Genomic DNA, 15889 nt, shown 5'->3' with positions numbered 1-15889 from the left:
GTCGACTGTGTCCACCGGCCGGCGCCGGCTGGCAAGCGGTTGGATTGCATGCCTCTCCTGCCGGACACCATCCGGTGAAACCCTGAGAGGAATGGCGATGGATTCGCCCACCGGTGTCGCGGCTTCCATGATAGTTTGGCTGTGAAGCATCGGGACATCCGGGTCGGTCATCGTTCGCGAGTGGGGGAGTGGTGGGACGCTTCGTGCGGGGCGCTCTGGTGGTGGTGGTCGTCCTGGCGGCGATGGCCGGGAACGCCGCGCATCGGATCTATCACGACCGTCAGGACAGCGAGCAGCGGCACTATGCCATGGTTCGCGACATGGCCCGGCTGGTGGACGACCATGTCCACCGCACCATCCACGCCGCCGACGTGGCGCTCGACCAGACCGCGTCGATGGTGGCGGAGGCCGGCGGCACCGCGCGGGTGCGCGACCTGAAGCACTGGACCCGCCTGCGCGAATACGCTGCCCATGTCGAGGGGGCCGAAGCGCTGTGGGTGTTCGACGCCGACGGGCGCAGCGTGCTGGAATCGGCCAGCTTTCCCAACCGTGTGATGAGGATCGCCGACCGCGAGAGCTTCCAGGCGCTGCACAACGGCGCGCGGATGTACATCGGCGGCGGGCTGGCCGGCCGGCCGGGCCTGCAGCCGCTGGTGTTCTCGGTGTCCCGCCCGCTGCACGACGACGAGGGGCGCTTCGTCGGCGTGGTGGCGGCGGCGATCCGGCTCGACCACCTGACCAACTTCTACGAGCTGCTGGGGTTCGAGTTCGACCCGCTGATCGGCGTCTACCGCCCCGACGGCGAGGTCATCGCCCGCCGTCCCGCCACCGAGGCCTCGGTCGGCCGCTCGGTCAGCGGCGGCGTGCTGTTCCAGACCAAGCTGCGCGAGGCGCCGGAGGGGCAGTACCTGTCGCCGTCGTTGCTGGACGGGGTGACGCGGATCGCCGCCTACCGGACCGTCCGCGATTACGGGCTGGTGGTGCTGACCGGCATCGGCCAGGACGAGGCGATGGCGGCATGGCGCACCCGCACGCTCCACACCGTGCTGGAGGCGGCGGCCGGGCTGCTGGCGGTGCTGGCGGCGCTGGGCTGGGGCTGGCGCTACCTCGACCGCGAGCGCAAGGCGCAGGTCGAGCTGGCCGAGGCGCGCACCACCGTCGAGCGCACCAGCGCCGAACGCGACGAAAGCGCCCGGATGGCCGCCGCGCTGGACCACGCCCGCGGCATGGCGGAAGCCGCCCAGCGGGCCGCCGAGACCGCCAACCGTGCCAAGGGCGAGTTCCTCGCCAGCCTGAGCCATGAGCTGCGCACGCCGCTGAACGCGGTGATCGGCTTCGCCGACCTGATCGCGCGCGAGGCGGAGGGGCCGGTCGGCGTCCCGTCCTACCGGCAATACGCCGCCAACGTGCGCGACAGCGGCCAGCATGTGCTGGAACTGATCAACGAGATCCTCGACCACGCCCGGGCGGACGCCGGCGCCCTGCGGATCGAGGAGGAGCGCTGCGACCTGGAGACGGCGGCCGACTTCGCCCTGCGCATGCTGACGCCGCGGGCGGAGCGGGCGGGCGTGACGCTGGCGGCGGCGGTGGCGCCGGCGGTGCGGCACCTGCGCGGCGACGACCGGCGCCTGCGCCAGATCCTGCTGAACCTGATCGCCAACGGGGTGAAATACACGCCGGCCGGCGGGTCGGTCACCCTGTCGGCCACGCTCGACGAGGGCGTGCCGACGATCCGCGTCACCGACACCGGGCTGGGCATCCCCAGCGAGGACATCGACCGGGTGCTGGAGCCCTTCGCCCGCGTCGAAATCGCCGCCCATCGGCAGGCGGACGGCACCGGCCTGGGGTTGCCGTTGACCAAGCGGCTGGTGGAGCTGCATGGCGGCACCCTGTCGCTGCGCAGCACGCTGGGCGTCGGCACCACGGTGACGGTGCGCCTGCCGCGGGAACGGCTGCTGTCCGGCCCCACCCCGCCGCCGGCGCGGATCGACGCGGTGCCGCCGCCCGGGCCGGGCCATGGACCGGGCACTGCGCCGGCGATCACGCCGGTCAACGGGGTGGCGGGCCCGCTGTCCATCCTGCTGGTGGACGACGACCCGACCGTCCGCGACATGGTCGCCAACCTGCTGCGCGGCTGGGGGCATCGCATCACCGAGGCGGCCAACGCCAACGAGGCGCTGGTGGTGCTGGACGGTCCTGAGCCGCTGGACCTGCTGCTGAGCGACGTGGTGATGCCGCCGGGCATGGACGGCACCGAGCTGGCGCGGCAGGCCGCGCGCATGCGCCCCGGCCTTCCCGTCCTGCTGGCGTCGGGCTTCGCCGCCCACGCCGTCGCCGACACCGCCGCCTTCGGCTCCGACGTGACGATGGTCGCCAAGCCCTTCTCGATCGACGAGTTGCGGGCGCAGTTGGCGCGCATCGCCGGCCGCCTCGCCGCCGTTCCGCCGGTTTCGGCGGTTCCGGCCATCCCCGCCCCGGCGACGCCCGTTCCGCCGCCCGCCGCGCCGGCCGTGACCGGCGCGGCGCGGCTGCTGATCGCCGAGGATCTGGCGATCAACCGCGAGCTGCTGGCGGCGGTGTTCCGCGACAGCGGTTACCGCATCGATCTGGTCGCCGACGGGGCCGCGGCGGTGGAGGCGGTGCGGACCGGCGACTACGACCTCGTGCTGATGGACGTCCAGATGCCGGGGATGGACGGGTTGGAGGCCAGCCGCATCATCCGGTCGATGCCGGAGCCGCGCGGCGGCATCCCGATCCTGGCGCTGACCGCCGGCTCGTCCGACCACGAGCGGCGCCAGTGCCGCGACGCCGGCATGGACGGGCACATCGGCAAGCCCTATGACCGCGACGTCCTGCTGCGGCAGGTCGCGCGCGCCCTGGCCGCCAGCCTGAACCGGGCGTCGTCGCCGTCGGGCTGACCGGATGGCGCGTTGGTCGTTGGCCGGCGTCGGGCCGGTTCGACCTCAGGGCTGGTCGAACACCTGGGGGAAATGGGCGAGACGGCGGCCGAACAGGCCATGGCCGGAGGGTTCCACCGCCGCCGGAGCGGCCGTGCCCGTGGCGGCGCCGTCGAGGGCGGCCGCGCCGGCCGCGGTCGTGCCGCCGGCCAGGACGGTCCCGTTGGCCAGGGCGCGCACCGGAGTCGGGCGGTTGCGGCGTTCGGTCTTGTCGGGCGGAGCGTAGAAATGCAGGGTCAACTGGCCGTCGGCTTCCGCCGCGTAGGGCAAGCCGGGAGCCGTCCGGCGTTCGGTGCCGGGAATCACATACTGCTCGCCTTGATCGGTGCGTTCGATATGCGGCATGACCGGTGTCCTGTCTCCACAGCACCGATCCTGCCGTTCCGGCCCCGCCGGGTCAAGGCCACGCTGCGGCCCGAAGGGTTTATCCGTTCGCGTCGTGTTCCCAGGGCCCCCTCAGGGACGGAGCAGGGCCGCGACCACCAGATAGGACAGCCAGGCGACGATGCCGGAGGCGGGAATCGTCAGCACCCAGGCCCAGACGATTCGGCCCGCCAGCCCCCAGCGCACCGCCGAGGTGCGGCGGGCGGAGCCGACTCCGACGATGGCGCCGGTGATGGTGTGGGTGGTCGACACCGGGATGCCCAGCCACGTCGCGCCGAACAGCGTCATCGCCCCGGCCGTTTCGGCGCAGAAGCCCTGGTAGGGCTTCAGGTCGGTGATGCGCGAGCCCATGGTGCGGACGATGCGCCAGCCGCCCATCATCGTCCCCAGCCCCATCGCCACCTGGCAGGCGATGATGACCCAGAACGGGACGTGGAAGGTCTCGCCGATCATGCCCTGGCTGAACAGCAGCACGGCGATGATGCCCATCGTCTTCTGCGCGTCGTTGCCGCCATGGCCCAGGCTGTAGAGCGCGGCGGAGAACAGCTGCCAGTGGCGGAACTGCCGGTCGACCGCGAAGGGTGCGGCGCCGCGCAGGATCCAGGACAGCACCAGCATCAGCAACAGCGCCAGCAGCAGGCCGATGCCGGGCGACAGCACGATGGCGACGGCGGTCTTGGTGAAGCCGCTGCCGACGATGGCGCCGAAGCCCGCCTTGGCGATGCCGGCCCCGGCGATGCCGCCGACCAGCGCGTGCGACGACGACGACGGCAGCCCCAGCCACCAGGTGATCAGGTTCCAGCCGATGGCGCCGGTCAGCGCCGCCAGGATCACCGCCGGGTCCATCACCGCCGGGTCGATCAGCCCGGTGCCGATGGTGGTGGCCACGTGCAGGCCGAAGAACAGGAAGGCGATGAAGTTGAAGAAGGCCGCCCACAGGACCGCCAGCTTGGGCGACAGCACGCGGGTCGACACCACCGTGGCGATGGAGTTCGCCGCGTCGTGCAGGCCATTGATGAAGTCGAAGGCGAGCGCCACCAGGATGATCAGGATGATCGCCGGCAGGCCGAGTTGCAGGGCCTCCATCGCCGCCGCCTCAGACCTGGTCGAGCGTGATGCCCGCGACCAGGTCGCCGACGTCGTCGCAACGGTCGGTCACCGCCTCCAGCATCTCGTACAGCTCGCGCCGGCCGAGGAAGGCGATCATGTCCGGCTTCTCGGCGATCAGCGACTGGAGCGCGTTGCGCAGCACGTCGTCGGCCTCGTCCTCCAGGTCGGACAGGCGGCCGCAGAGCTGCTCGATGCGGTCGGCGTTGCGGGCGATGGCGCCCAGCAGCGGCATCAGCTCCACCAGCAGGTCGGCCTGCTGCCGGATCAGCACGACGAAGCGGCGCATCGGCTCGTCGAAGCTCTCCACGCCATAGAGGCCGGCGTGGCGCGGCACCTCGTCCATCAGGTCGATGGCGTCGTCCAGCGCGTTGATCAGCGACAGGATGTCGGAGCGGTCGAAGGGCGTGATGAAGGCGCGGTGAAGGTCGCGCCCGGCGTCCTTGGCGACGCGGTCGGCGTCCTTCTCCACCCGCTTCAGCGCGGCGATCTTCTGCGCCCGGTCGTCCGGTCCGGAATCCATCACCGCTTCCAGCGCCACCGCGGCGGCCACGATGTGACGGGCCTGCTCGACGAACTGGTGGACGAAGCGTTCCTCCTTCGGCATCAGCGAACGGAATGCGCGCAACAGCATGGGGCGGGGTCTCGTCTGGACTGGGTGGTAGGACCGGGTGATTCCGGGCTGCTCTTATCACGCTTCGCGGCGCGGCGCAGCGATGGCTTGTCGTGCCAAGGTCATAAAACAGTCATCCGGTAACAAAATCGCCACACGTGCGGGACGCGGGGCCGGGTTGGCGGCCGGATGGCGGCATTTTTCGCAGCGGTCCGACCCGCCGTCCGCGGTAGAATGGAAAGGCGTCTGCGCTCACCCCAAATGACCGGCAGGCTCCCTTCCGACCGCAGGTTCTCCCGATGACGTGTCCATCCCCCGCCCCTCGCCGCCGTTTGCCGACCGCTACCGTCCTGGGCCTGCTGCTGGCCGCCGCCCTGTCCACAGCCGTGCCGCCCGCCGCCCTGGCCCAGACCGCCACCCCTCCCTCCTCTCCCCCTCCCTCCGCCGCGCCGGCGCCGGTCTGCAGCCCCACGGTGTCGGCGGCGCTCAGCACCTGGGACGCCGGCATGGCGACGGCCGAGCGGTTCGGCGACCGTGCGGTGGCGCTCGCCCGTGAAAAGGGGCGGGAGTATCTGCTGCCGCTGCTGGGGGTCGACCCGAAGGCGGTGCAGCCCCAGGCCGGTTCCGGCGGCACCACCGACGATCTGGGCAAGGCGGTGGAGGACAGCCGCAACTCGCCGGAGCGCCGGGCCGAGCTGTGCGCCGCCATCACCGCGGCGGTGGAGAACGCGCGCGGCACCGCGGGCGCCGGGCTGGACGCCCTGAAGCGCGCGCTGGACGACTGGCGCCTGATGCCGACTCCGGCCCCAACCCCAAGCACCCCCGCCCCGGCGCCGTCGGGCTCCGCCCCGGACGGCACGATCAAGACCTGAAGCGGGCCAAGACCTGAAGCGGGCCAGACCCTGAACGCCGATGGGCAAAACCGGTTCGGGCGCAAGAGGCGATGCGGGCGGGGGGTGTCCGAAATTTGCCGCGTCTGCCCCGCGAAACGGTCACAGGCGGAATAGAATGGCCGCTCCTATGTTGATCCCGGAAGAGGCCACCCGAGACACGCCGCACCCACGGCGCCGCGGGTTTGAAAGGCCGGAGTGCGGCGGAATTGCCATAGCGTTCGTTTTGTCACAGACGAACGTCATAGGCGCCGTTGCGGCGACCGGTCCCAAGGTCTAATCTGTTTGTGTTCCCAACCAATTCCCGGACATGGGAAGGTGCCATCCATGAATCTGAACAGTCTGGCCAGCGACATGGTGAATACCGCTCTGGCCTGCGAGAAGGCGCTCCCCGGTCGGGCGAACGCCGATGATCACGATCTCGCCCGCCTCATCCTGGTCGAACCCGACCATGTCTGGCACGTCTGCGAGACCTACGCCCGCGCCACCCGCACCCCGGTCGAAGATCTCCCGGTCAGCCAGCTGCGCGGTCTCATCAGCGACATTGTCCTGTCGAAGCTTCCCAAATACGACTGAGTTCCTCGATCCCAGGGGCCGGAGCGATCCGGGGCTTTCTTCCTCCCGCAATCCCAAGTTCCGTGGTGCCGCCATGGCGATCGAGCTTCATTCCTTCACCGTAACGCTGGCCGTCGCGGATGCGACCGGCTGCTCCTGCCCTGCCCAACACCGCGCCCGCGTCTGGCAGGCCGTGTCCGAGCTGTCGGCCGCCGTCCGCAACGCCGGCATGGCGACCGAGGCCCGCTTCCGCGGCCAGGACCGCCAGGGTCATGTCCTGTTCGAGGCGACCGACACCGGGGCCGCGTTCCTGCGCGGGCTGCCGGCCATCGCCCGCGTCGACGACGCGCGGCTGAACGGCGGGCGCGTCGCGCTCCGCCACTGATCGGGCGTTTTCCGCAAGAAATCGAACACGGCCCGCCGCTGTCGCCAGCGGCGGGCCGTGTTGCACACCCCAATCGATTCCGGGTGCCCGGTTCAGCGGGCCCGGTGACGCAGCGGGCGGACGTTGCTTTCGGTTTCGGCCTCTTCCGTCGGGCGCACTTTCTTCAACTGGACAATGAACCGCTCGGCGCCGTTTTCCATCACGGCGATGCCGGTCAGCCCGTGCGCCCAGTCGCAGGGAACGACGTGGATTTCCTTGATGGTGGCGGTGCCGGCCGCAAGTTCCGCGCGGTCGAGGACCACGTCCCCAACCCGGAACCCCAAATACGCGTCGATCAGCATTCTCTTGGGCGTCCGTCTTCCGTTTCAGGCCACGCACTGGACCCGGCAGCGACGGCCGGACTCCTCATGATGGACCATCATGCCACAGATTGGCCCGTGCGCGACGCTTTCCCATTAAAATCGACGGAGGCCCCCCGTTTGTTCCCGCCCACCGCACCGGAGTCGGGCCTTGGGAAGAGAGGCCCGTCCGGCGCGAAGGCGGCCGTCCCCGTACGAGGGAGGAGACGGAAACGGCCGCTTCGGCAATCCCCGGAGTGCCGGCCGCCGCAACAGCGGCGACTGGGACGGCCGGACCCGGTGCCCGGCAGGGTAGTCCCGGCAACGGAGGACGGGCGCCCCCTACCTTGGTTCCGGATTGAACAATTATTGGGCAATCGCTAGGCCGGCCGTTGTTGCCGGCGCGGCCGATGGATTAGGCTCGGCCCGGCATGTCCCTACCGCTTCATCTCCCCGCCGCTTGAGGTTCTGACCGTCGTGCAGAGTTGGCTGGTGCTGGCCGTGTCGGCGGCCTATCTGGGGGTGCTGTTCGCCATCGCCTGGTGGGGCGACCGCCGCACCGAGGGCGGGACGCTGGTGCCGGCGACCTCGCGGTCGGCCGGCATCCTCTACGCGCTGACCCTGTGCATCTACAACACGAGCTGGAGCTTCTACGGCTCGGTCGGGCGGGCGTCGGCCAGCGGATTCGATTTCCTGCCGATCTATCTGGGGCCGATCATCCTGCTGCTGGCGGCCCGGCCGGTCTTCGCCAAGGCCATCGCCATCACCAAGGCGCAGAACGTCACCTCCATCGCCGACTTCATCGGCGCCCGCTACGGCAAGAGCCAGGCGGTGGCGGCGCTGGTGACGCTGACCGCGCTGGTCGGGGTGCTGCCCTACATCGCCTTGCAGTTGAAGGCGGTCGCCGCCAGCTTCGACGTGCTGACCGCCGCGTCGCCGGCGGGTCCGGCCGCGGTGCCGCCGCCGATCTGGGGCGACACCGCCTTCGCGGTCGCGCTGTCGATGGCGGTCTTCACCATCCTGTTCGGCGTCCGCCACATCAACGCCAGCGAGCATCACCGCGGCCTGATGCTGGCCATCGCCTTCGAAAGCCTGGTGAAGCTGACCGTCTTCCTGGCGGTGGCCGCCTTCATCGTCTGGGGCATGTTCGACGGCTACGCCGACCTGATCGCCCGCCCGCAGGCCGGGCCGCTGCTGACGCCGGACTTCCGCGACCCCACCTGGTGGTCGAACACCTCGATCGCCATCATCGCCTTCCTGTGCCTGCCGCAGATGTTCCACGTCGTGACGGTGGAGAACGACAACCCCCGCCACGTCCGCGCCGCCGCCTGGATGTACCCGGCCTACCTGATGGCGCTCAGCGCGCTGATGATCCCGATCGCGGTGGCCGGGCTGGTCACCTTCGGCGAGAGCAGCGTCAACCCCGACACCTTCATGATCACCCTGCCGATCGCGGCGGGGGCGAGCGGCTTCAGCCTGCTGGCCTTCATCGGCGGCCTGTCGGCGGCGACCGGCATGGTGATCGTCGCGGCGGTGTCGCTCAGCACCATGCTGTGCAACGACGTGGTGATGCCGCTGCTGCTGAGCCGCCCACGCTTCGCCGCCCGCGTCGGCCGCCGCGACATGGTCGGCACGCTGCTGCTGGTGCGGCGGCTGTCGGTGCTGGGCGTCCTGCTGCTGGCCTACGTCATGCACCGGCTGGTCGACCGCGACTATCCGCTGACGGTGATCGGCCTGCTGTCCTTCGTCGCGGTGGCGCAGTTCGGGCCGGCCTTCTTCGGCGCGCTCTACTGGCCGCGCGCCAACCGGGTGGGGGCGCTGGCCGGGCTGGGCGCCGGGTTCCTGCTGTGGGTCTACACGCTGCTGGTGCCGTCGATGAGCGGCATCATCCCGGTGTCCGCCGCGTTCCTGGACGCCGGCCCTTGGGGCATCGGCTGGCTGCGGCCTCAGGCGCTGTTCGGGATCGGCGGGCTCGACCCGATCTCCCACGCCAGCCTGTGGAGCCTGCTGGCCAATCTGGCCGCCTTCGTCGCCGGCTCGCTGCTCGCCCGGCCGAGCGCGGTGGAGCGGACCCAGGCCATCGCCTACACCAGCGCCGCCGGCGACGAGGAGGAGGACGACACCCCCCTGGCGCCGTCGAAGCTGGCCGACCTGCGGACACTCGCCATCCGCTTCGTCGGGGCCGAGCGCGGCAACGCCGCCTTCGACGCCTACGCCGCCCGCGGCGGCTTTCATCGCCACGCCGCGGGTCGGAAGGGCGAGGCCGGACCGGCCGACCTCGACGCCGTGCGCTTCACCGAGACGCTGATCGCCGGGGCGATCGGCGCGGCGTCCGCCCGGGTGGTGATGGCGGCCTCGCTGCAGGGCCGTTCGCTGTCGCGCGGCGACGCCATGGCGATGCTGGACGAGGCGTCGGAGGCGCTGCGCTTCAACCGCAAGCTGCTGCAGGCGACGCTGGAGAACATCGGCCAGGGCATCTGCGTGATCGACGCCGATCACCGGATCGCCGCCTGGAACCACCGCTATCTGGAACTGCTCGACCTGCCGCCCGACATGGTGCGGGTCGGCGTGCCCTTCGCCGACCTGATCCGTTTCAACAGCCAGCGCGGCGAGTACAGCGTCCACGACATGAAGGCGCTGCTGACCAACCGCGACACCGCCAGCCTGCAATGGCCCTACCGCTACGAACGGCGGCGGCCCGATGGCACCGTGCTGGAGATCGTCGCCAACCCGCTGCCGGAAGGCGGCTACGTCTCCACCTACACCGACGTGACCGAGCGTTACCGCGCCGCCGAGGCGCTGCGCGAGGCCAACGAAAGCCTGGAGCAGCGGGTGCAGGACCGCACCGACGCCCTGCAACAGGCCAAGGCCGAGGCCGAGACGGCCAACGCCAGCAAGACCCGCTTCCTCGCCGCCGCCAGCCACGACCTGCTGCAACCGCTGAACGCCGCCCGCCTGTTCGTCTCGGCGCTGGAGGAAAGCCTGCACGGGCCGCTGCCGGCCTCGGAGCAACGGGCGGCCGAGCAGCGGGCGGCCGAACGCGGGATGATCGACAACGCCGCCGCCTCGCTGCGCTCGACCGAGATGCTGCTGGGCGGGCTGCTCGACATCTCCTCGCTCGACGCCGGCAATGTGCGGGTGCAGGTCCGCGCCTTCGCCATCGACGAGCTGCTGCGCGGGCTGGGGGTGGAGTTCTCCGCCCTGGCGCAGGAACGCGGGCTGACGCTGAAGGTGGTCGGCTGCGGCGCGGTGGTGCGGTCGGATCCGCAACTGCTGCGCCGCGTGCTGCAGAACTTCCTGTCCAACGCCATCCGCTACACGCCGCAGGGGCGGGTGCTGCTGGGCTGCCGCCGCGCCCCGGCCACCGCTCCCGGCCAGCGCGACCGGCTGCGCATCGAGGTGTGGGACACCGGCCCCGGCATTCCCGAGGCCAAGCGCCACGAGGTGTTCGAGGAGTTCCGCCGGCTGGGGACCGAAACCAGCGGCGCCGCCGGCAACGCGGCGGCCAGGGCGGCGGCCAGGGCGGAGGACAAGGGGCTGGGGCTGGGGCTGGCCATCGTCGACCGCATCGCCCGGCTGCTCGGCCATCCGGTCACGCTGCGTTCCACCGTCGGCCGCGGCACCGGCTTCGCCGTGGAGGTGCCGCTGTCCGACCGCCGCGCCCTGCCGCCCGACGGCCCCGCTCCGGTACCGGCCGGCGCGCTGGCCGCCGGGTTGCTGGTGCTGTGCATCGACAACGAGGAACCGATCCTGGCCGGGCTGCGCGCCCTGCTCGGCCAATGGGGCTGCCGGGTGGCGACGGCGTCGGACGTGACCGGGGCGCTGGAGGCGCTCGCCCCCTTCGACGGGACGCTTCCCGATGTGGTCTGTGTCGATTATCACGTCGGCGGCGGGCAGACGGGGCTTGCGGTTCTGGAGCGGTTGCGGGAATTGTGGGACCGTCCGGTCAAGGGACTGCTGCTGACCGCCGACCGTTCCGAAGCGGTGCGGGCCGAGGCGGAGCGTTGCGGCTGCGGCGTGCTCTACAAGCCGGTCAAGCCGGCCTCGCTGCGCCGTTTCCTGAACGGGGCGGCGTTGCAGACGGCGGCGGTGGCCGAACGGTAAGGGGGCTGGAACCGGACAAAAGCCGGGCGGCCGCCAAGCGCGGGGGAGGCGCGGGGGAGCCATGGCAGAGGACAGGTCCGAAGGGACGACCATCGTCATCGGGGACGACCATCCCCTGGTGCAGGCGGCGCTGCGCGACGCGCTGGGCAAGGCGATGCCGGGCGTCCGCGTCATCGAGTGCCCCGATCTGGACGCGGTGATGACCGCGGTGGGGGAGCGGCCGGACGACGTCGACCTCGTGCTGCTCGACCTCAACATGCCGGGCACCCACGGCTTCGCCGGCCTGTTCCTGATGCTGGCCCACCACCCGACCGTGCCGGTCGCCATCCTGTCGGCGCTCCAGGATTCCGACACCATCCGCCGGGCGCTGGCCTACGGCGCGTCGGGCTACATCCCGAAGTCGCTGTCGATGGCGGCGATGGCCGACGCCATCCGCGCCATCCTGTGCGGCGAGACCTGGGCGCCGCCGCTGTCGGCCGCCTCGGTCGAGGCCGAGGAGGCGGAGGCCGCCCGCCGCTTCGCCTCGCTGTCGCCGCAGCAGCTGCGCATCCTGACCATGATCGTCGACGGCAAGCTGAACAAGCAGATCGCCGGCGACCTGAACGTGTCCGAACAGACGGTGAAGGTCCACGTCTCCAGCATCCTGCGCAAACTCAACGTGATCAGCCGCACCCAGGCCGCCGTGGTGGCGGGCCGGCTGGCGGTGGATGGCGACGCGCTGCGGTGATGTCCGCCTCCTTGTCACTGACCCTGACCGTAACCCGAGTGCCTCCATGGTCCTGCTGCTCAGCCTGTCCCTGACCCTGTCGCTGGTCGTCCTGCTCGGTGCCGCGGCGATGGAGCGGGCGGCGATCCTCGGCCGAATCAACGGTGCCAACGGGCTGGTGATCCTGGTGGCGCTGATGGTCTCGGCCGCTGCCTCCGTCATCGTGGCACTGCTCGCCGGCTGGATCGACGGGTGGAGCACCCTGCTGGCGGTCCTGGCCGGATCCGCGCTCTACCACTGGGCGATGGTGAAGCTGCTGCTGGGCGGTTTGCAGGCCCTCGCCTCGCGCATTGCCGCCAGCGACCGGGCAAAGTCGCCGTCGCGCTGACCGGACCGGTTGGAAGGCTCTGAACCCTTGCAACACGCCCGCCGGCGCTCCAGCTCCGTTCTTCCTTTGTACGCATAGGCTGGCGGTTCACCCGCGCCTTTGCTAAGCTGCGGCCATCATGACCGCGCCCCTGGACAGCGTCTGCCGCGACTGCGCCGCCGCCTTGCCGGGCGAGGTGACGCGCTGCCCGAAATGCGACAGCCGGCGGCTGTTCCGCCATGCGGAGCTGCACGCGCTGTCCATCGGGCACATCGACTGCGACAGCTTCTACGCCACGGTGGAGAAGCGCGACCGGCCGGAGCTGGCGAGCCGGCCGGTGATCGTCGGCGGCGACGACCATCGCGGCGTGGTGGCGGCCTGCTGCTATGTCGCGCGGATGTCGGGGGTGCGCTCCGCCATGACGATCCGCGAGGCGCTGGACCGCTGCCCCGATGCCACCATCATCCGCCCCAACATCGCCAAATATAAGGAGGTCGGCCACCAGGCCCGGGCGATCATGGAGGCCTTCACCCCGCTGGTCGAGCCGATCAGCATCGACGAGGCCTACCTCGACCTCACCGGCGTGGAGGACCGGCTCAGCATCAGCCCGGCCCAGGCGCTGGTGGAGATCGTCCGCCGCTTCGAGCGGGAGCTGCGGATCACCGCCTCCATCGGGCTCAGCTACAACAAGCTGCTGGCGAAGATCGCCTCGGACCTCGACAAGCCGCGCGGCTTCTCGGTGCTGGGGCGGCGGGATGCGACGGCCTTCCTGGCGCCCAAGCGGGTCACCGTCCTGTGGGGCGTCGGCCCGGCGCTGGAGCGCAAGCTGTTCGCCGACGGCATCACCCGCGTCGGCGACCTCCAGGACAAGGACGAGCATTGGCTGGTCAAGCGCTACGGCGCCATGGGCCGGGTGCTGTTCAACTACGCCCGCGGCGAGGACAGCCGCCGGGTGCAGCCGGAATCGGTCAGCAAGAGCATCTCGTCGGAGGAGACCTTCGACTGGGACGTCACCACCCTGCCCGCCCTGGCGCAGGAGCTGCGACCGCTGGCCGACAAGGTCGCCCGCCGGCTGGAGCGCGAAGGGCTGCTGGGCCGCAGCGTGGTGCTGAAGCTGAAGACCAAGGATTTCCAGCAGCTCACCCGCTCCCGCCGGGTGGAGCCGACCCGCTCGGCCGACGCCATCCTGGCCGCCGGCATGGCGCTGCTGGAACGCGAGGTCGACGGCCGCGCCTTCCGCCTGATCGGCATCGGCTGCACCGACCTGACCCACCCGGAAACCGCGCCCGACCCCGAACTGGACCTGTTCGGTCCCCTGCCCGGCAAGACGCCGTAACGTTACGCGGCGATGCCGTTCGCCTGGGTGCGGACCTCGGCCAGGAAGCGGTCGACCTCGGCGGCGAGACTGCGGGTCTGGGCCGACAGGCCGCGGGCGGCGTCCTGCACGCCGACCGCGGTGGCGCCGGCGCTTTCCGCGGTGTGGGCCAGCGCGGTGATGGTGGTCGACACGCCCTGGGTGCCCAGCGCCGCCATCTCCACCGCCCGCGCGATCTCCTGCGTCGCCGAATTCTGCTCCTGCACCGAGTTGGTGATGGTGCCGGCGATGCCGTCGATCTCGGTGATCGTCGTGCCGATGGCGCCGATGGCGTCGGCGGCCTCGCGCGTCACGCTCTGCATGGCGTTGACCTGCGCCGCGATTTCGTCGGTCGCCTTGGCGGTCTGGTCGGCCAGCCCCTTCACCTCGGTCGCCACCACGGCGAAGCCCTTGCCGGCCTCGCCGGCCCGCGCCGCCTCGATGGTGGCGTTCAGCGCCAGCAGGTTGGTCTGCTTGGCGATGGCGTGGATCAGCCCGACCACCTGGCCGATCCGTTCGGCGTTGGCGATCAGGCCCTGCACGGTGGCGTTGGTGCGGTCGGTGTGCGACACCGCCTCGCCGGCGATGCGGGCGGAGTGGCCGACCTGCTCCGAAATCCCGCCGATCGAGCCGGCGAGTTCGGTCGCCGCCGCCGCGGCGGAGCGGACGTTGGCCTGGATGTCGTCGGATTCGCGGGCGACGTTGCGGGTCTGGCTCGACGCCTCGCCCACCACCACCGCCATGCGGTCGGCGCTGTCGGCCATGCCGGCGGCGGACGCCGCGATCCCCTCGACCAGCCGGATCACCGTGCCCTGGAAACGGTCGGCCAGTTCCAGCAGCGCGGCGCGTTTGGCCTGCTCCGCCTTGGCGTCGGCCTCGGCCTGGGCGGCGTGCAGGCGCTCGATGGCGCGGGCGTGGTCGCGGAAGACGGTGACGGAGCCGGCCATCGCGCCGATCTCGTCGCTGCGGTCGGTGCCGGGCACCTCGACCGCGGTGTTGCCGCCGGCCAGCGCCGCCATCGCCGCCGCCATGGCGCGCAGCGGCCGGATGACGATGCGGCCCAGCATCAGGTTCAGCAGGACGATCTGCACCACCAGGGCGATCAGGCAGATGGCGATCTGGTTGCGCATCTGGGTGGCGATGGCGTCGATCTGCTGGTCGAGGCTCCAGGCGACCTGGAGGGCGCCGACCAGCCGGTTGCTCTTGCCGGTCACCACCGGCACCGTCACCACGATGTGGCCGGTGGTCGAGCGGGTCTGCGCCCCCTTGCCGGCCAGCACCGCCTCGATCAGGTCCTTGTCGGCCTTCAGGTCGTAGGGAGCGAAACGCGGGTTGGAGAAGTTGGCCAGGGTGTCGGCCGCGGTCGCCGCCCGCAGGGAGGCGAGCTGGACCTCGGGGCTGTTGGCCAGCGGCATGAACTCGGTCTCGATGGAGGCGCCGTCGCTGGCGATGAAGCTGGTCTTGGTGGCGTTGGCCAGCATGTCGGTCTTGACGCGGGCGTCGTGCGTGGCCAGCCGCACCGCGTCGTCGTACTGCATCTTGGCCTGCAGCCCCATGATGACGATGAAGCCGCCGACGATGGCCGCCACGAAGGCCGCCGTCACCTTGCGCCCGACGCTCCAGAACCGGCGCGGCCGGGAGGTGGCCGTCTTGTCGCCCGCCGTCATTTCGCCCACTGCCATGCTCTTGCCCTTTCCCCGCGGATGTTCGGACCGGGCGCACGCGCCGGCCGCCAAGGCAGACGGAGCGCCAAGGCGTGATCGGGCGTCGCCGGAAATCGACCGGTATTCGCTGCGTTTGTCATATGTTGGGCATTGAATGTATGTATCGTAACAGTCGGGTGCCGGAAGCGCCACGCTGTTCTTCTCTGACTTTCGGAAGAGGCGGCGCCTCTATGCCCGATCCAAAGGTCCTGCACAGTATTCGCAGGCGATTGGCCAACGGCTTGGCCTTGCGCCGAGCCGGGATGTTCGGACGAGGCCGCCGCCTTGTGGGCTGGCGGCCTCATCTTGTCTTTCACGCAGATGGTAAATTTTTGGTGGATGCCCAAAGATTCCGTGCCGCCGGCCCACCTCTGCAACCTCAGCCGCGGGCCGGGCTGCGCTCCTTCCAGCCGAGCGGACCGGCCG

13 protein-coding genes are annotated in these 15889 nt (G+C 70.9%); 8 read left to right on the top strand and 5 right to left on the bottom strand.

The window, feature by feature from the left end; translation table 11 throughout:
* Positions 1-188: 188 nt before the first annotated feature.
* A complete protein-coding gene (locus tag TSO352_RS01610) occupies positions 189-2918 on the top strand; it encodes a response regulator (RefSeq protein ID WP_247871838.1) in 2730 nt (909 codons plus the stop codon).
* Between the two features lie 45 nt (positions 2919-2963).
* Here TSO352_RS01610 and TSO352_RS01605 read toward each other — a convergent pair whose 3' ends face one another.
* The 3 genes from TSO352_RS01605 to TSO352_RS01595 form a co-directional block, all read right to left on the bottom strand.
* Positions 2964-3302 carry a hypothetical protein gene (locus TSO352_RS01605; RefSeq protein ID WP_109105650.1) on the bottom strand — a complete coding sequence of 113 codons (339 nt, stop codon included), beginning with the start codon at positions 3300-3302 and terminating at the stop codon, positions 2964-2966.
* 111 nt (positions 3303-3413) lie between these two features.
* Positions 3414-4427 (bottom strand): inorganic phosphate transporter, encoded by a 1014-nt coding sequence (locus TSO352_RS01600; RefSeq protein ID WP_109105649.1) that lies wholly within the window; start codon positions 4425-4427, stop codon positions 3414-3416.
* Between the two features lie 10 nt (positions 4428-4437).
* The gene (locus TSO352_RS01595) at positions 4438-5082 is read right to left on the bottom strand and encodes a DUF47 family protein (protein WP_109105648.1); all 645 of its coding nucleotides are present in this window, start codon (positions 5080-5082) and stop codon (positions 4438-4440) included.
* Positions 5083-5360: 278 nt separating this feature from the next.
* Between TSO352_RS01595 and TSO352_RS33085 the strand changes: the two genes are divergently transcribed.
* The 3 genes from TSO352_RS33085 (at position 5361) to TSO352_RS01580 (ending at position 6891) form a co-directional block, all read left to right on the top strand.
* The gene (locus TSO352_RS33085; protein ID WP_211100383.1) at positions 5361-5933 is read left to right on the top strand and encodes a hypothetical protein; all 573 of its coding nucleotides are present in this window, start codon (positions 5361-5363) and stop codon (positions 5931-5933) included.
* A 345-nt stretch (positions 5934-6278) separates the two neighbouring features.
* Positions 6279-6527, top strand: a complete 249-nt coding sequence (locus TSO352_RS01585) for a hypothetical protein (RefSeq protein WP_109105647.1) — start codon at positions 6279-6281, stop codon at positions 6525-6527.
* Positions 6528-6600: 73 nt separating this feature from the next.
* On the top strand, positions 6601-6891 hold the full coding sequence (locus tag TSO352_RS01580) for a hypothetical protein (RefSeq protein ID WP_109105646.1): 291 nt from the start codon (positions 6601-6603) through the stop codon (positions 6889-6891).
* Positions 6892-6983: 92 nt separating this feature from the next.
* Here TSO352_RS01580 and TSO352_RS01575 read toward each other — a convergent pair whose 3' ends face one another.
* Positions 6984-7232, bottom strand: coding sequence for a hypothetical protein (locus TSO352_RS01575; RefSeq protein ID WP_109105645.1), 249 nt, complete (start codon positions 7230-7232; stop codon positions 6984-6986).
* A gap of 474 nt (positions 7233-7706) precedes the next feature.
* On the opposite strand from TSO352_RS01575, the gene TSO352_RS01570 reads away from it, so the two are divergent.
* The 4 genes from TSO352_RS01570 to TSO352_RS01555 all read left to right on the top strand — a co-directional run bounded on the left by TSO352_RS01570 (position 7707) and on the right by TSO352_RS01555 (position 13742).
* Complete coding sequence (locus tag TSO352_RS01570) at positions 7707-11333, top strand: PAS domain-containing hybrid sensor histidine kinase/response regulator (RefSeq protein WP_109105644.1); 3627 nt, start codon at positions 7707-7709, stop codon at positions 11331-11333.
* Between the two features lie 61 nt (positions 11334-11394).
* Positions 11395-12060: a response regulator transcription factor gene (locus tag TSO352_RS01565; RefSeq protein WP_109105643.1), complete on the top strand. Its 666-nt coding sequence runs from the start codon at positions 11395-11397 to the stop codon at positions 12058-12060.
* Between the two features lie 46 nt (positions 12061-12106).
* Positions 12107-12427 carry a hypothetical protein gene (locus TSO352_RS01560; RefSeq protein WP_109105642.1) on the top strand — a complete coding sequence of 107 codons (321 nt, stop codon included), beginning with the start codon at positions 12107-12109 and terminating at the stop codon, positions 12425-12427.
* 118 nt (positions 12428-12545) lie between these two features.
* The gene (locus tag TSO352_RS01555; RefSeq protein WP_109105641.1) at positions 12546-13742 is read left to right on the top strand and encodes a DNA polymerase IV; all 1197 of its coding nucleotides are present in this window, start codon (positions 12546-12548) and stop codon (positions 13740-13742) included.
* A gap of 2 nt (positions 13743-13744) precedes the next feature.
* On the opposite strand, the gene TSO352_RS01550 is transcribed toward TSO352_RS01555, so the two are convergent.
* Positions 13745-15442, bottom strand: a complete 1698-nt coding sequence (locus TSO352_RS01550; RefSeq protein ID WP_247871837.1) for a methyl-accepting chemotaxis protein — start codon at positions 15440-15442, stop codon at positions 13745-13747.
* Positions 15443-15889 lie beyond the last annotated feature (447 nt).

It is taken from the genome of Azospirillum sp. TSO35-2, assembly GCF_003116095.1.
Lineage (GTDB): Bacteria > Pseudomonadota > Alphaproteobacteria > Azospirillales > Azospirillaceae > Azospirillum.
The sequence above is the reverse complement of the archived record's forward strand: the minus strand, read 5'-3'. Positions and strand labels throughout refer to the sequence as shown.

Excerpts from the sequence above, each read along its gene's own strand:
- TSO352_RS01595 (WP_109105648.1), bottom strand. The coding sequence starts at position 5,082 with ATGCTGTTGCGCGCATTCCGTTCGCTGATGCCGAAGGAGGAACGCTTC.
- TSO352_RS33085 (WP_211100383.1), top strand. The coding sequence starts at position 5,361 with ATGACGTGTCCATCCCCCGCCCCTCGCCGCCGTTTGCCGACCGCTACC.
- TSO352_RS01560 (WP_109105642.1), top strand. The coding sequence starts at position 12,107 with ATGGTCCTGCTGCTCAGCCTGTCCCTGACCCTGTCGCTGGTCGTCCTG.
- TSO352_RS01585 (WP_109105647.1), top strand. The coding sequence starts at position 6,279 with ATGAATCTGAACAGTCTGGCCAGCGACATGGTGAATACCGCTCTGGCC.
- TSO352_RS01555 (WP_109105641.1), top strand. The coding sequence starts at position 12,546 with ATGACCGCGCCCCTGGACAGCGTCTGCCGCGACTGCGCCGCCGCCTTG.
- TSO352_RS01605 (WP_109105650.1), bottom strand. The coding sequence starts at position 3,302 with ATGCCGCATATCGAACGCACCGATCAAGGCGAGCAGTATGTGATTCCC.
- TSO352_RS01550 (WP_247871837.1), bottom strand. The coding sequence starts at position 15,442 with ATGGCAGTGGGCGAAATGACGGCGGGCGACAAGACGGCCACCTCCCGG.
- TSO352_RS01580 (WP_109105646.1), top strand. The coding sequence starts at position 6,601 with ATGGCGATCGAGCTTCATTCCTTCACCGTAACGCTGGCCGTCGCGGAT.
- TSO352_RS01565 (WP_109105643.1), top strand. The coding sequence starts at position 11,395 with ATGGCAGAGGACAGGTCCGAAGGGACGACCATCGTCATCGGGGACGAC.
- TSO352_RS01600 (WP_109105649.1), bottom strand. The coding sequence starts at position 4,427 with ATGGAGGCCCTGCAACTCGGCCTGCCGGCGATCATCCTGATCATCCTG.
- TSO352_RS01575 (WP_109105645.1), bottom strand. The coding sequence starts at position 7,232 with ATGCTGATCGACGCGTATTTGGGGTTCCGGGTTGGGGACGTGGTCCTC.